17 protein-coding genes are annotated in these 13,621 nt (G+C 75.8%); 5 read left to right on the top strand and 12 right to left on the bottom strand.

Annotated features, from left to right (window positions below; genetic code table 11):
- Nucleotides 1–5: 5 nt before the first annotated feature.
- Entirely contained in the window at nt 6–290 is a 285-nt protein-coding gene (locus RTG05_RS00265) for a hypothetical protein (RefSeq protein ID WP_315912162.1), read from the bottom strand.
- Between the two features lie 71 nt (nt 291–361).
- On the opposite strand from RTG05_RS00265, the gene RTG05_RS00260 reads away from it, so the two are divergent.
- Nucleotides 362–1,000 (top strand): MBL fold metallo-hydrolase, encoded by a 639-nt coding sequence (locus RTG05_RS00260; RefSeq protein ID WP_166526963.1) that lies wholly within the window; start codon nt 362–364, stop codon nt 998–1,000.
- Nucleotides 1,001–1,033: 33 nt separating this feature from the next.
- Here the strand turns inward: RTG05_RS00260 and RTG05_RS00255 are convergent, their stop codons facing one another.
- The 4 genes from RTG05_RS00255 to RTG05_RS00240 form a co-directional block, all read right to left on the bottom strand.
- Nucleotides 1,034–1,303, bottom strand: a complete 270-nt coding sequence (locus RTG05_RS00255; protein ID WP_166526962.1) for a GlsB/YeaQ/YmgE family stress response membrane protein — start codon at nt 1,301–1,303, stop codon at nt 1,034–1,036.
- A gap of 94 nt (nt 1,304–1,397) precedes the next feature.
- The gene (locus RTG05_RS00250) at nt 1,398–1,670 is read right to left on the bottom strand and encodes a GlsB/YeaQ/YmgE family stress response membrane protein (RefSeq protein ID WP_166526961.1); all 273 of its coding nucleotides are present in this window, start codon (nt 1,668–1,670) and stop codon (nt 1,398–1,400) included.
- Nucleotides 1,671–1,794: 124 nt separating this feature from the next.
- Nucleotides 1,795–2,283, bottom strand: a complete 489-nt coding sequence (locus RTG05_RS00245; RefSeq protein ID WP_166526960.1) for an SRPBCC family protein — start codon at nt 2,281–2,283, stop codon at nt 1,795–1,797.
- A gap of 120 nt (nt 2,284–2,403) precedes the next feature.
- Nucleotides 2,404–3,144: a GntR family transcriptional regulator gene (locus tag RTG05_RS00240; protein ID WP_315912161.1), complete on the bottom strand. Its 741-nt coding sequence runs from the start codon at nt 3,142–3,144 to the stop codon at nt 2,404–2,406.
- A gap of 182 nt (nt 3,145–3,326) precedes the next feature.
- Here RTG05_RS00240 and RTG05_RS00235 point away from each other — a divergent pair, with 182 nt between their 5' ends.
- Nucleotides 3,327–3,893, top strand: coding sequence for a TetR/AcrR family transcriptional regulator (locus RTG05_RS00235; protein ID WP_166526959.1), 567 nt, complete (start codon nt 3,327–3,329; stop codon nt 3,891–3,893).
- Between the two features lie 3 nt (nt 3,894–3,896).
- Here RTG05_RS00235 and RTG05_RS00230 read toward each other — a convergent pair whose 3' ends face one another.
- Together RTG05_RS00230 and RTG05_RS00225 are read right to left on the bottom strand one after the other, a co-directional pair.
- Entirely contained in the window at nt 3,897–5,114 is a 1,218-nt protein-coding gene (locus tag RTG05_RS00230; RefSeq protein WP_315912160.1) for a metallophosphoesterase, read from the bottom strand.
- 159 nt (nt 5,115–5,273) lie between these two features.
- A complete protein-coding gene (locus tag RTG05_RS00225; protein WP_166526958.1) occupies nt 5,274–6,920 on the bottom strand; it encodes a CYTH and CHAD domain-containing protein in 1,647 nt (548 codons plus the stop codon).
- A gap of 130 nt (nt 6,921–7,050) precedes the next feature.
- Here RTG05_RS00225 and RTG05_RS00220 point away from each other — a divergent pair, with 130 nt between their 5' ends.
- Nucleotides 7,051–7,902: a DUF2382 domain-containing protein gene (locus tag RTG05_RS00220; RefSeq protein WP_315912159.1), complete on the top strand. Its 852-nt coding sequence runs from the start codon at nt 7,051–7,053 to the stop codon at nt 7,900–7,902.
- The gene (locus RTG05_RS00215) at nt 7,899–8,294 is read left to right on the top strand and encodes a VOC family protein (protein ID WP_208104721.1); all 396 of its coding nucleotides are present in this window, start codon (nt 7,899–7,901) and stop codon (nt 8,292–8,294) included. The genes RTG05_RS00220 and RTG05_RS00215 overlap by 4 nt, the downstream gene beginning before the upstream one ends.
- Before the next feature lie 25 nt (nt 8,295–8,319).
- Here the strand turns inward: RTG05_RS00215 and RTG05_RS00210 are convergent, their stop codons facing one another.
- Genes RTG05_RS00210 through RTG05_RS00190 form a run of 5 tightly spaced genes read right to left on the bottom strand, consistent with a single transcriptional unit; the run spans nt 8,320 to nt 12,143 of the window.
- Nucleotides 8,320–9,078, bottom strand: a complete 759-nt coding sequence (locus RTG05_RS00210; protein ID WP_166526957.1) for a nitrilase-related carbon-nitrogen hydrolase — start codon at nt 9,076–9,078, stop codon at nt 8,320–8,322.
- Nucleotides 9,075–10,265 carry a pyridoxal phosphate-dependent aminotransferase gene (locus RTG05_RS00205; protein ID WP_166526956.1) on the bottom strand — a complete coding sequence of 397 codons (1,191 nt, stop codon included), beginning with the start codon at nt 10,263–10,265 and terminating at the stop codon, nt 9,075–9,077. Before RTG05_RS00205 ends, RTG05_RS00210 begins: the two co-directional genes overlap by 4 nt.
- 24 nt (nt 10,266–10,289) lie before the next feature.
- Nucleotides 10,290–10,511, bottom strand: coding sequence for an RNA-binding S4 domain-containing protein (locus tag RTG05_RS00200; RefSeq protein ID WP_396349618.1), 222 nt, complete (start codon nt 10,509–10,511; stop codon nt 10,290–10,292).
- On the bottom strand, nt 10,508–11,224 hold the full coding sequence (locus RTG05_RS00195; protein ID WP_166526955.1) for an MOSC domain-containing protein: 717 nt from the start codon (nt 11,222–11,224) through the stop codon (nt 10,508–10,510). Before RTG05_RS00195 ends, RTG05_RS00200 begins: the two co-directional genes overlap by 4 nt.
- Nucleotide 11,225: 1 nt before the next feature.
- Nucleotides 11,226–12,143 carry an aldose 1-epimerase family protein gene (locus RTG05_RS00190; RefSeq protein ID WP_166526954.1) on the bottom strand — a complete coding sequence of 306 codons (918 nt, stop codon included), beginning with the start codon at nt 12,141–12,143 and terminating at the stop codon, nt 11,226–11,228.
- Nucleotides 12,144–12,317: 174 nt separating this feature from the next.
- Between RTG05_RS00190 and RTG05_RS00185 the strand changes: the two genes are divergently transcribed.
- The gene (locus tag RTG05_RS00185; RefSeq protein WP_166526953.1) at nt 12,318–13,589 is read left to right on the top strand and encodes an HNH endonuclease signature motif containing protein; all 1,272 of its coding nucleotides are present in this window, start codon (nt 12,318–12,320) and stop codon (nt 13,587–13,589) included.
- Nucleotides 13,590–13,621: the final 32 nt, after the last annotated feature.

The raw sequence follows: 13,621 nt of genomic DNA, 5'->3' as shown, positions 1-13,621 counted from the left end.
TGGCCTCAGCGGGTGAGGACGACGCAGGCCGGGCAGACGTCGCGGGCCGGCGTCGGCCAGGGCTGCTCGACGTCGACGCGGGCCAGCGAGCCGCAGACGGTGAGCTCGCAGGCGCCGTCGACCTCGGCGATGGGGCGGTGCAGCGCGACGGCGTGCCACAGGGCGGACGTCGGGCCGTGGGGGCGGCTGCGGGCGGCGACCACGGTGGCGGAGACGCTGGCGGGGACGGCGGCGGGGGCGCTCATGCCCTCGAGGTCGGCACCCCGCGGCCGCGGGGTGAGCGGCGCCACGCCCGTCTCACCCCCACGGGTGAGGGAGTCCACCCGGCGGCGGGTTGGCGGCCGCGGGGCAGGATGCGGTCATGGAGCTCACCAAGCACGGCCACGCCTGCGTCGTCCTCAGCGAGGGCGACCGGCGGCTGGTGATCGACCCCGGCGCCTTCACCGACCCGGCGGCCCTGGACGGGGCCAGCGCGGTCCTGGTGACCCACGAGCACGCCGACCACCTCGCACCCGACGTGCTGCGCCGCGCCCTGGACGCCGACCCGGCCCTGGAGGTCTGGACCAACGGCTCGGTCGCCGAGCGGCTGGCGGGTGCGGGCCCGCGGGTGCACGTCGTGGGACACGGCGACGCGGTGACCGCCGCCGGGTTCGAGGTGCACGTGCACGGTGAGCTGCACGCCGTCGTCCACCCGGACCTGCCCCGGATCGCCAACGTGGGCTTCCTCGTCGACGGCGCGGTGTTCCACCCGGGTGACGCGCTCACCGTCCCCGACGAGCCGGTGGCCACGCTGCTGCTGCCGGTGCACGCGCCGTGGTCGAAGGTGTCCGAGGTGGTCGACTACGTGCGCGCCGTGGACGCCGACCAGGCGTACGCCGTCCACGACGGGTTGCTCAACGACGACGGCCTGCGCGTCGTGGGGACGCTGCTGGGCGAGGGCGGCCCCGGCACCCCCACCCCCTACAGCCGGCTCGCGCCGGGGGACTCCGTCGAGCTCTGAGCCGTCGAGCCCCGAGCCGCCTCGGGGCGCAGGTCAGCCGCGGACGGACCGGTTGCGGCCGGCCACGCCCTCCGCGATGCCGATCAGCAGGACCGCGACGAGCAGGGCGAACAGGAAGCCCCAGGCGTTGAGCTCGGTGATGGAGCCGACGGCCAGCCAGTCGGCGATGAGGCCGCCGATGACCGCGCCGGCGACCCCGAGCACCAGCGTGGCGAACACGCTCATGCGCTGCCGGCCGGGCTTGACCAGGCGGGCCAGCACCCCGATGACCAGGCCGACCGCGACGAGCCCGAGGACCTGCACTGGGTGCCTCCTGGTGTCCGGGAGCGGGCGCCGGCCCAGCTGGGCCGGCCGGGCCGGGGGGCTCCGTCGAGCCGCGGAGCCCCCCGGCCGCCGGTCAGCGGATGGCGCGGCTGTTGCGCCCGGTGAGCGTGGACGCCGCCACGACCAGCACCGCGGCGAGGACGATCGAGATGATCCACCGCACCCAGTCGATGCCCGAGGTGGCGGCCACTCCCAGCGCGCCGCTCACGTAGTAGCCGATGAGCACCCCACCGATGCCGCAGAGGATCGTGAGCCAGATGGGCGTGTTGTCCTTGGCGCCGGGTGCGACGAACTTCCCGAGCAGGCCGATGATGAGACCCGCGACGATCAGACCGATGATCTCCATGGCACATCTCTCCCATACCTCGACCGGCGTGCGCTGTCCCTGCACAGTGCTGGGCGTGCCGCCGGTGCAGGGAGGTCCTGTACCCCCAAGATCATGCCCACACACGCGGCGACACGATCGGGGGTCACCGGGCGGGTGACTGCGCCACGTGCGCGGGGAGCCGGTCCAGCTCGCCGTCCACCGTGCGCTGCACCATCTCGCGCACGCCGCCGCGCATCAGCCGCTGGGTGGCCCGCTGCACCAGCCGCCCCCCGGAGTGCGCCTCGTGGCTGACGGAGATGTCCACCCGGGTGGCGCCGGGGCCGGCGTCGGAGAGCTCGATCGTGGTCGTCCAGGTCTCGGGGGTCAGCCGCAGCCGGGTGGTGACCCGTTCCCGCGGCACCCACTCGACGATCTCGCCCTGCGGCGCGCCGGCGGGCGGCTGCACCCCGTCGTCCAGGCGGCCGGGCACGCAGACGAACCGCGTCCCGCGGCGCGGCGGGCCCGCGCCGTCGACGACGTAGGAGACGTCGCAGACCGCGCAGTAGGGCGCGAGCACGGCCAGCGCCTCCCACACCCGACGCCGCTCGTGCGGCACCTCGCGGGTGCCGCTGACGGTGACCGGCTGGGGCATGGGACCTCCGGGGACGGCGGGTGCGGCCCCGTCGACGGTAGCTGGCGACCTCTCCGGGCGGCCCTCCTGCAGGGGCCCGCCGCGAGCTCGCGAGCGGTGGGGGGCAGGAGGGTCCTCTCTTCAGCGGCCGCCGACGGAGACCTCGAACTCCACCTGGCTGACGTCGGGCCGCAGCCGGGAGAAGCTGTGCACGAGGGGGTGCCCGGCGCTGTCGCGGACCGTCGTGCGGACCACCAGCAGCGGCGAGCCCGCGACCACCTGCAGCAGGTCGGCCTCCTCCGGCGCCGCCGTCCCGACGTCGACGGCGATCCGGGCGTGGGCGAGGTCGGCGGCGTACTCGCGCCGGAGGAACTCGTACAGCGACCCCTCGCTCAGGTCGGCCTCGGCCGCCCGTGGGTACCGCGCCACCGGCAGGAAGCTGTGCGCCACGTGGTTCGGGGCGCCGTCGACGCTGCGCAGCCGGACCAGCTCGACGACGTCGGTCGCGGGCTCGAGGCCGAGCTCGGTGGCGACCGGCGGCTGCACCGGGACGACCCGCTGGGTGAGGACCGTGGTGCCCACCTGCGCGCCCTGCTCGGTCATCACCGAGCTCCAGCCGGCGATGCGGTGCACGAAGCTCTCGCGGTACTCGTGCCGGATGGCCGGGCGGGTCACGTAGGTGCCCCGGCCCTGCTGGCGCACCAGGTGCCCGTCGGCCACCAGGCCGTCGACGGCGCGGCGCAGCGTGATCCGGCTGACCCCGTACTCCCCGCAGAGCACCGGCTCCGGGGGCAGCACCGTGTGCTCGGGCAGCGCGGACACCCGGCGGCGCAGGTGCTCGCGGACCGAGAGGTACTTCGGCCCGGACACGGCGCTGGTCACGCGTCCGACCGTACTGGTGGTGCAGACGTCTGGTCATCTCAGACGTCTGCCCCTGACCAGGACGGGTCACGGGACCGCGTGCCCGGCCGGTCCGGCTCGGATGATGGGATCCCCCCGGCGTCCTCGCCCGGCCACGGGGGCCGACCGCGGGAGACCGCCGGGACCTGAGGGGTGAGCCGACCGTGACCCAGGCGCACCGCGCCCGCCAGTACGCGGCCACGCACCGGCGGATCTACGACGCCGCGCTGCGCCTGTTCGTCGACGACGGCTACGACTCCGTGTCGATCGCCCGGATCGCCGACGCCGCCGGCGTGTCGGTGCCGACGTTCTACGCGCACTACACCGGCAAGGACGAGTTGGTCATGGCGTTGCCGCAGCGCGAGGAGGTCGTCGCCCTGCTCGCCGCGGTGCCGGCCGACCGTCCGTTCGCCGAGCGGCTGCGCGACGTGCTGTGCCAGTTCCTCTGCGGCCTGCCGCCGGAGCGCCGGTCCGACGCCCTGGTCCGCTGGCGGCTCATCGCGGCCACCCCGGTCCTGCGCTACCGGGCGGGGGAGTTCGAGCGCCACACGGCCCAGCTGTTCCTCGACGCGCTGGGCGAGGACGCCGAGCGCGACGCCACGGCCGCCCTCGTGCTCGCCGCCTACCTGTCGGTCTACACGCAGGCGCTGCTGCGCTGGGCGGAGTCCGGCGGCGAGCGCCCGCTGGAGGAGGTCTGCGCGGAGGCCCTCGACGTCCTGCGCACGCTCTGACCGTCAGGGGGCGCGCAGCTCGACGACGGCCACCTCGGGGCGGGCGCCGACCCGCATCGGCGGACCCCAGAAGCCCGCCCCGGTCGTGACGTAGAGCTGGGTGTCGCCGACCCGGGACAGGCCCTGCACGGCCGGCTGGTCCAGCCGCACCGCGTAGTCGAAGGGCCACAGCTGCCCGCCGTGGGTGTGCCCGGACAGCTGCAGGCCCACCCCGGCGGCCGCGGCCTGGGCCACCTGCACCGGCTGGTGGGCCAGGAGCACCACGGGGACGGCGTCGTCGCGACCGTCCAGCGCCGCGTCCAGGTCGGCGCCGTGGCCGGGCACCCCGGAGCCCAGCGCCGTCCGGTCGTCGATGCCGGCCAGGTCGACGTACGCCCCGCCCCGCCGGATCGGCACCCGCTCGTTGCGCAGCACCTCGACGCCGAGGGTCGGCAGGTGCCGCAGCCAGGTCTCGGTGTCGACGAAGTACTCGTGGTTGCCGGTGACGAAGTAGACGCCCTGCCGGCTGACCAGGTCGGCCAGCGGGGCGGCCTCCTCGCGCAGCTCGGCCAGCTCCCCGTCGACCAGGTCGCCCACGATCGCCACGACGTCGGGCTGCTGGGCGTTGACGATGTCCACCAGGCGCTCGAACCGCCGCCCGCCGTACAGCGCGGAGAGGTGACCGTCGGAGAAGGTGACGATCCGCAGGCCGTCCAGGGCCGGGTCCAGTCCGGCGAGGGTCACCGGCACCCGCCGGACGACGGGCGGGCTGTTCGCGAACCAGGCGCCGACCCCGGCCGTGCCCAGCGCCACCGTCCCGGCCGTGGCGGCCAGCCCGCGCGCTAGCAGGAGGCGGCGCCCAGGGTCGATGACACCGCCGTCCTGCCGGACGGCACCGCGGCCAGGTGCCGTCCCCGGCTCACGTGGAGCCGCTGCGTCGTCCCTGCGCGGAGGCCTCCGGCCCCCACTCGGGACGACCTCCTCGTCCCCGGCGGGCGCCGGGCTCGGCGCACTGCCGAACCGCCGGCGCAGCAGCAGGCGCACGGGTTCCAGGGCCAGCAGGGTCAGGAACAGGTAGAAGAGGACGCCCAGCCACCCGAAGCCGACCCACTGCAGCGCGGTGGTCAGCGCGGAGTCCTCGCGCCGGAGCACGACCGCGGCCATGGGCAGCGGGGCGAGCAGCAGCAGGCCCAGGGTCATCCGCCGGCGGGTCCGGCCGGGCCGGGTGGTGCTGCGGACCACCCGCCACCACACGTAGCCGTGCAGGACGACGATGGCCAGGAGGACGACGGTGACGAACCCCAGCAGGCCGATCAGGGACAGCAGGACCTCCTCGCGCCCTCCCGCGCGCAGGCTCGCGGCGGGCCTCCGGGGAGAGGCCGGCGGGGGCGGGGAGTCGCCTCAGGCTAGCCGGGCGACCGTCCTGATCGCCCGCCGCAGCTCCGGCTCCAGGGCCCAGAACCCGTCCTCGGACGCAGCGGCCCGGGCCTCCTCGAGGGCGTGCAACCGGCCGAAGGTCCAGGCGTTCTCCCCCGCCGCGAAGGCGGCCCGGCCCAGCCGTGCCGCGACCTCTCGGGTGACGACGGTGTCCTGCGCCGCGCCCAGCAGCTCCTGCACCTGCTTGGCGCAGGTGATCAACGCGGTGGCCGGCTCGCCGAACGTGTCCACCGTGACCTCCGCGGTGTAGCGGACCCGCTTGGTGGCCTTGCGCACCTCGTGCAGCACGAGGGAGCGGGCCTCCCCCTCCGCCTCGCGGGCCGCCTCGACCTCCGCGCGCAGCCGCTTGCCGCTGCGCCGGACGGCGTCGGCGAGCACGCCCGGCGCCGGCGCGGCGGCCGCCTCGGTCACCGGCGGGTCGGCCAGCAGCGCGTCGAGGGCGTCCAGCATCTGCAGGTAGCGCCGTTCGGTGAGGGTGCGGGTGACCTGGCGGGCACCGGCCACGTGGTCCTTGATCTCGGTCTGCTGCAGCCGGGCGGCGACCGGCCCGAGCACCAGCTCCACGGGCTGGGCCGCGACCAGCTCGCGCAGGTGGGACAGCGCGACCTCGGTGTCCCGGGCGCCGGACAGCTGCGCGCCCACCCACTGCAGCTCCGTGCGCAGCGGGTCGGTCCGCTCGCGGGCCAGCACCGTGCGGTAGGCGGCCAGGATGCTGCGCAGCCGGCGGCAGGCCACCCGCAGGTCGTGCACGCCCTCGGGCCGCTCGGTGCGCACCGCGAGGTCGGCGTCGCGCAGGGCCTGCAGCTGACCGGCCACCGCCCCGAGCACGACCTCCCCGGCCGTCCGCGTCGGGACCGCCCTCTTCCCCTTGCCGCCCTTCTCGCCCTCCTTGCCGCCCTTCCTGCCCTTGCCGCCCTTCCTGCCCTTGGCGTCCTTCCTGCCCTTGCCGTCCGGCTGCCCGGCGGCCGGGACGGGGGCGGGCAGCACCGGACCGGGCAGCCGCCCCTCCAGCACCCGGCCCAGCTTCGAGGAGGCGCCCGAGGGGCGGGCACCGGCCGCGGTCAGCCGCTCGCCGACCGCCTCGAGCAGCGCCTCGTCACCGTCGACCAGCTCGACCTCCACCTCCCGCCAGCTGGTGACCGTGGCCGGCTCGCCGGGGTCGGTCGCCAGGGCGGTGCCCACCACCGAGTCGTCGGCCACCTCGGCGAGCACCCGGCCGGCGCCGTCCAGCAGCCGGTGCACCACCCGGCGCGTGCTGATCGTCGCCACCGGGCCCGTCGTCGCGGTGCCCAGCAGGCCGAGCGCGGGGGCGACGACGGCCCGCGGGGCCGTGCGGGTCGCCCGGCCGGCCGGCTGGTGCAGCTCGCGCCGCGAACCGCCCTTGCCGGGCAGCTTGAGGTGCCAGCCGGCGTCGGTGCCCCCGGTGCGCCGCCGCAGCGTCACCCGGGCGCGCAGCAGCCGGAGGTCCGGGGTGTCGTGGTAGGTCGCCTCGAGCGACTGCTCCTCCGGTTGCCCGACCGCGACGACGTCCCCGGCTCCGGTGAGGTCCGGGAGGGAGAAGGTGTCGTCGGCCTCGAACTTGCGCTCCACCTCGACGTGCTCGCTGCTCACCGTGCCACCGTAGGCAGGTCCCCCCAGCTCAGCACCCCGGCCCGCCGCGCGATGTTCGACCGGTGTCCCCGCTGGGCACGGTCGCCCGGAGGGTCCGTGCGGGCCCCGGAGGACGAGGGGAGCCGACCCGGTGTTGAGCGAGCGAGAGCTGTCGGCGGCGATCGGCAGCACGGCCTACGGGCCCGACGGCGAGAAGATCGGCACGGTCGAGCACTTCTTCACCGACGACCGCACCGGGGCCGCCACCTGGGTGGCGGTCTCCACCGGGCTGTTCGGCACCCGGCACAGCGTCGTCCCCGCGGCCGACGCCACCCTGACCGAGGGCAGCGTGCGGCTGCCGGTCACCCGGGACGCCGTCCGCGCCGCCCCTGCGGTGCCCGACCAGCACCTGGCCCCCGAGGACGAGGCGCTGCTGCGCCGGCACTACGGCCTGGACGCGATCCCGGACGCCGGCCCGGACGCCGGTCCGGCGCCCGTGACCGGTGACGACGCCACCCGCGACCTGTCCCTCCCGCCGCAGGGCGCACCCGCCGCCCGGCACGACACGGTGGCCGTCGACCGGGCGGCCGCCGCCGTCCCCCCGGCCACGGCGGACCGGACCGACGGCGCCATGACCCGCAGCGAGGAGCAGCTGCGGGTGACCCTGCAGCGCCACCCGGCCAAGCGGGTGCGGGTGGTGAAGTACGTGGTCACCGAGGAGGTGACGGTCACCGTCCCGGTCCGCCGCGAGGAGATCCGGGTCGAGGAGCTGCCGCTGGACGCCGACACCGCTGCTCCGAGCGTGCGCACCGGCACCGGCACTGGCCTGCCCGAGGTGATCGTGCTGCACGCCGAGCGCCCGGTGGTGACCACCGAGGTCGTGCCCGTCGAGCGGGTGCTGTTGCGCACCGAGGTGGTCACCGAGCACGTGCAGGTCCGGGACACCGTGCGCCGCGAGCGGGTGGACGTCGACACCGACGGCGTCGCGGCCCCGCGGACGTGACCACGCTGCTGTCGGCCTACCTCGGCTACCGCGACGCCCGGGCAGCGCTGGACTGGCTGACCGCGCTGGGCTTCACCGAGGTGCGGCGCCAGGAGGGGCCCGACGGTGTCGTCACCCACGCCGAGGTCCGCTGGGGCGACGCCGTGGTCGTGGTGGACGGTGGGGAGGACGTCGACCCCCCGGCGCCCCCGCTGGTCGGGCAGAGCACCGGGCGCGGCCTGTACCTGCGCGTGGACGACGTCGACGGGGCCTTCGAGCGGGCCGTCGCGGCCGGCGGCCGGTCGGTGGTCGAACCGGAGAACACCATCTGGCACACCCGCCGGGCCCGCGTGCTGGACCCCGGCGGACAGGAGTGGACCCTCGGGACCTACGAGCCCGGCGTCGCCTGGTAGCAGTGGCCCGCGGCCGGCCTCGTCCTCAGCGCCGGTCGGCGAGGAAGGCCAGGCGCTGCCGGGTGGCGGTGACCTCGGCGGGGTCGACGTCGGCCACCAGCACCGTCTCCACGCCGGCGGCGGTCGCCAGCAGCTCGCCCATCGGGCTGACGATGCGGCTGTCCCCGCTGTGCTCGGTGCCGTCGCCGGCGGTGCCGACCCGGTTGCAGGCCACGACGTAGGCCTGGTTCTCGATGGCCCGTGCCTGCAGCAGGGTCTGCCAGTGCGACCGCCGGGCGGCCGGCCAGTTCGCCGTCACCAGGTAGACGTCGGTGTCCAGCGCCGCGTGCCAGAAGAGGTCGGCAAAGCGCAGGTCGTAGCAGACGAACGGGGTGACCCGCAGGCCGCCGACCTCCACGGTCACCGGCTTCTCACCGGCCCGGAAGCGCTCGTGCTCGCCGCCGTGGGTGAACGGGTGCATCTTGCGGTAGCGGTGCACCGTGCCGTCGGGGCCGGCCAGCACGAACGAGTTGAACGGGAGCTCCCCGTCAGGGGCGACCTCCGGGCAGCTGCCGGCCACCCACACCCCGTGCGCGGCGGCCTGCTCCTGCAGGAACCCCGCCGACGGGCCGCCCTCGGGCTCACCGATCCCCGGCGTCATGGAAAAGCCGGTCGAGAACGTCTCGCTGAGCAGCACGAACTCCGCCCCGGCGCCGGCCGCACGGGCCACCAGCGGCGCCAGCCGGGCGAAGTTCGCCGCCCGGTCCTCCCAGACGATGTCGTGCTGGACCACCCCGAACCTCATGCCGCCATCCTCCCCAGTCGTCCGACCGCCTCGTCGAGCACGGCGTTGCTCTTGCAGAACGCGAAGCGCACCAGGTGCCGGCCCAGGTGCGCGTGCTGCGCGGAGTAGAAGACCACGGTGGGCACGGCGACCACACCTGCCCGCTCGGGCAGCGACCGGCAGAAGGCCAGCCCGTCGCCGTCGGGCTGCACCGGCCGGACGTCGACCGTGGCGAAGTAGGTCGCCTCCGGGCACACGACCGGCAGCCCGGCAGCGGTCAGCCCCTCGACCAGCCGGTCGCGACGGCGTTCCAGGTCGCGGGCGATGCCGGCGAAGTACGCGTCGGGCAGCGCCAGCCCTGCGGCGACGGCCGGCTGGAACGGCCCGCCGTTGACGTAGGTGAGGAACTGCTTGGCCGTGCGGACGGCGGACACCAGCGGCGCCGGGCCGCAGATCCAGCCGACCTTCCAGCCGGTGACGTTGAACGTCTTACCGGCGCTGCCGACGACGAGCGTGCGATCGCGCATGCCCGGCACCGTGGCCACCGACGTGTGCCGGGCGCCGCCGAAGACCAGGTGCTCGTAGACCTCGTCGGCGAGCACGAGCAGCTCGTGCTCCATGGCCAGCGCGGCCAGCGTGCCGAGCTCCGCGCGGGTGAACACCTTGCCGGTCGGATTGTGCGGGGTGTTGAGCAGCAGCACCCGCGCCCGCGGGGTGACCGCGGCGCGCAGCTCGGCGGCGTCGAAGGTCCACGGGCCCGTGCCGCCGGCCGGCGGGTGCAGCGGCACCGGCCGGGCGACCCCGCCGGCCATGGCGATCCCCGCGGCGTAGCTGTCGTACATCGGCTCGAAGAGCACGACCTCGTCGCCGGGCTCCAGCAGCGCCAGCAGCGCGGCCGTGATGGCCTCGGTGGCGCCGGCGGTCACCAGCACCTCGGTGTCGGGGTCGTGGCCGTGCCCGCCGAAGCGCTGCACGTGCTCCGCGACCGCCCGGCGCAGCTCCGGGGTGCCGGGGCCGGGCGGGTACTGGTCGGCGGCGGTGCCGATGGCCGCCCGGGCGACGTCGAGCACCTCGGGCGGCCCGGGGTAGTCGGGGAAGCCCTGCCCGAGGTTGATCGATCCGGTGGCGACGGCGAGCGCGCTCATCTCGGCGAACACCGTCGTCCCGAAGCCCTGCAGCCGGGAGGACAGGTACGGCGCGCGGGTCATGGCGGACAGCGTTCCACGTGGAACTCAGGTGATGCGCACGTCCTCCATGCCCTCGACGCTCACCACGTCGCCCCTGCGGACCTGCCGGCCGCGCCGCTCCTCGGGCTCGCCGTTGACGCGGACGGCGCCGGTGAGCAGCACGTCCTTCACCTGGGCGCCGGTCGGGACGGCGTCCACCAGCTTGAGCAGCTGCCCCAGCCGGATGGACTCCTCCCCCGGCCGCAGCTGCACGGTGCGCACGCTCACCACCCGGCCAGCTCGTCGCCCACGGCGACGGCCCCCGGCCGGGTGACCAGCGCGGCGACCGCCAGGTAGCCGTCGCGTTGCCGGTGGACGGTCGTGAGGACGCCGGTGTCGCGGCCGATCCCACCGGGTTGCGGGCGGGTCACCATGACACATCGGGGCACCTGCGCGACGACGTCCAGCTCGCTGTCGCCCAGCCGCACCCGCTGCCCGACCAGCGCGTCCTCCCCCTCGCCGTCGAGCACGACGTTGGCGCGGAACCGGCGCCGGTCCCAGTTGCCCAGCGTGCCGGTGGAGACCAGCGAGACCCGGGTGCGGGAGCTGTCGTGGAAGGCGCCGCGGGCGCCGGTGAAGGTGTCCCAGTCGTACTCCCCGGCCTCACCGACGCCGAAGGGGTTCTCGTAGTGCCGCTCCCCCGGCGCGTCGGCGGCGGCCCGCAGCGTCACCGGGCGGCCCAGGCACGCCGACAGGACGGCGTCCTCCGCCGTGACGGACCCGTCCGGCAGCACCACCTCCACCCCGCCGTCGGCGTGCAGCCGGCCGGTGAGGAACAGCAGGTCGGGCACCCGTCGGGCGGTCAGCCCCAGGCCGGTGGCGGCGTCGAACAGCGCCCACTGCCGGTCGCCGGCCAGCCCGTCGGCGCCGACCTCGCTGGTGGACAGCCGCTCGCCCTGCAGCGACTTGACCGGGTAGCGCCACAGCTCGGTGACCTGCACGTCACACCTCCCAGCCCAGGGTCCAGGTGCCCGACCAGTCCGCGCCGGACTCGAGGACGACGAGGTCGACCCCGTCGGCCAGCGCGTTCGGCGGGCAGGTCATCGGCTCGACGGCGACGCTGCGCCGCCGCTGCCCGGACGGGAGCGTGTCGCCGGTGAAGACCTGCAGCCACGGCCAGGCGCCGTCGAGGGCCAGCTCCAGGGTGCCGAGGGCCGCGCTGCGCAGCCGCACCCGCGCCCAGCCGTCGGCGTCGCGGTCCAGGTCGGTGAGGGGCGTGTCGAGCACCCGGTCCCCGATCCGGCCGACCGCGCCGTCGAAGGGACGCCGCTCCCCCGTCGGCAGGCCGCCGTCGTCCACCACGAGCTCGGTGCGCGCGGGCAGCTCCAGCTCCGCGTCGGCGACGCCGCCGTCCTGCTGTGTACCGACGGCCAGGTACGGGTGGAACCCGGCCCCGAACGGGGCCGGCTCGTCACCGGCGTTGCGGACCCGCATCGTGACGGTGAGCCGGCCGGGGGCCAGCACGTGGTCGACCGCGGCGGCCAGCCGGAACGGGTAGCCGGAGCGGGCCTCGACCACGGTGCCGACGGTGACCGCGTCGGGCCGGCTCTCGAGGACGCCCCACGGCTGCCAGCCGACCAGCCCGTGCATCGCGACGGGCTTGTCCGGGCCGGCGAGGTCGAGCTGCAGGTCGCGGCCGGCCCAGCTCCAGCGGCCGTCGCGGACGCGGTTCGGCCAGGGCAGGAGCACCCGGCCGCGACTGCCCCGGGGCACCGTGCCCGCGGCGTAGCCGTCGAGCAGCTCGCCGCCTCCGGCGGTCAGGGAACGCAGCGCCCCACCCCGCAGGTCGACGGCCAGCCGGGCGTCCCCGCTGGTGATCTCGACCTCGGCGGGCTCGGTCGGGGGCCAGGCAGCGCTCATGGACCCACCCCACCACACCGGCGCGTCGACCGACGCCGGGTACAGGTGGCCGGGGCTCGCGCCAACGCCTGCGATGGAACTGTGGACAGGCGCTTGACCTGCGGATTCGTGTTGATCAGCTGACCGCTACCCGGTAGACTTCGAACAGGTGATCGGGCCGGTGGGAGGGGTGTCGTGGACGAGCTGCTGGCCTCCGTCGATGCCCTGGCCGCCGAGGACCTGTCGCCGTTGTTCGGTCCGGCGCTGTTGGAGCGGTTGCGCCCGCTGCTGGTCCTGGCCAACCGGATCGACGCCGAGATCGCCCGCACGGTGGCCGAGTGCGACGGCGTCGGTGCCGCCGAGCACGACGGGCTGAAGACCATGGGCTCCTGGTTGCGCGGGCACGGGCACCTGTCGGACTCCGAGGCCGCCCGGGTGGTGCGGGCGGCCCGCGCGCTGACCCATCTGCCGGCGATGGCCGCGGCGTTCGCCGCCGGGGAGGTCACCGCGGAGCAGGCGGCGGTGCTGGGCACCATCGCCGAGCCCCGGATGCTGGCCCTGGCCGCCGACCAGGGCGTCGATGTGGCCGCGTTCGACGAGCTGCTCACCGGCGTCGCCCGTCAGCGTCCGTACGCCGACACCACGAAGGCGGTGCGGCACTACGCCGACCGCCTGGACGCCGACGGCCCCGAGCCCGACCCCACCGAGGGCCGCCGGTTGTCGATCACCCGGCACGCCGACGGGTCGGTGTCGGGGCGGTTCGACCTGGACGCCGTGGGCGGCGAACGGTTCACCACCGCGGTCGAGGCGATCACCCAGGCCGGCCGCTGCGCCGCAGACCAGCGCACCCGCACCCAACAGCAGGCCGACGCGCTGGTGCAGCTGTCCGACACCGCCCTGGCCACCGGCGCGCTGCCGGTGCTGCGCGGCCACAAGCCGCAGGTCATCGTCACCATCGACATCGCCGACCTGGTCGACCCCGCCACCGGCCCGGGTGCCGGCCGGCTGGCCTCCGGGGCGCTCATCTCCGCCGCCCGGGCCCGCTGGCTGGCCTGCGACGGCGCGGTCACCCGCGTCGTGCTCGGCCCGGACGGGCGGCCGCTCGACTACGGCCGGGACGTGCGGCTGTTCCCCGCCCACGTCCGCCGCGCCGCCGAGGTCCGCGACGGTGGGTGTGTGTTCGCCGGCTGCGGGGCCCCGACGTGGTGGTGCGACGTGCACCACCTGGTCGCCTGGATCGACGGCGGGCCCACCGACCTGGACAACGCCGCACTCCTCTGCGAACGCCACCACACCAAGGTCCACCACGGCTTCCGCGTCGAGCGGCAACCCGACGGCAGGTGGCGCACCTGGCGCCCCGACGGCACCCAGATCCTGACCGGGCCACGCATCACCGGACCCGACGGCACCGGGCCACCCGGACCCAACCCGCGGACGACCGGTCCACCCGTGACCACCGCCGCCTGACGGCACAGCACGCGACGCCGAGCCGCACGACC

Source organism: Geodermatophilus sp. DSM 44513 (genome assembly GCF_032460525.1).
GTDB lineage: Bacteria > Actinomycetota > Actinomycetes > Mycobacteriales > Geodermatophilaceae > Geodermatophilus.
Note: the sequence above shows the minus strand (reverse complement) of the source record. Positions and strands in the feature narration are given on the sequence as shown.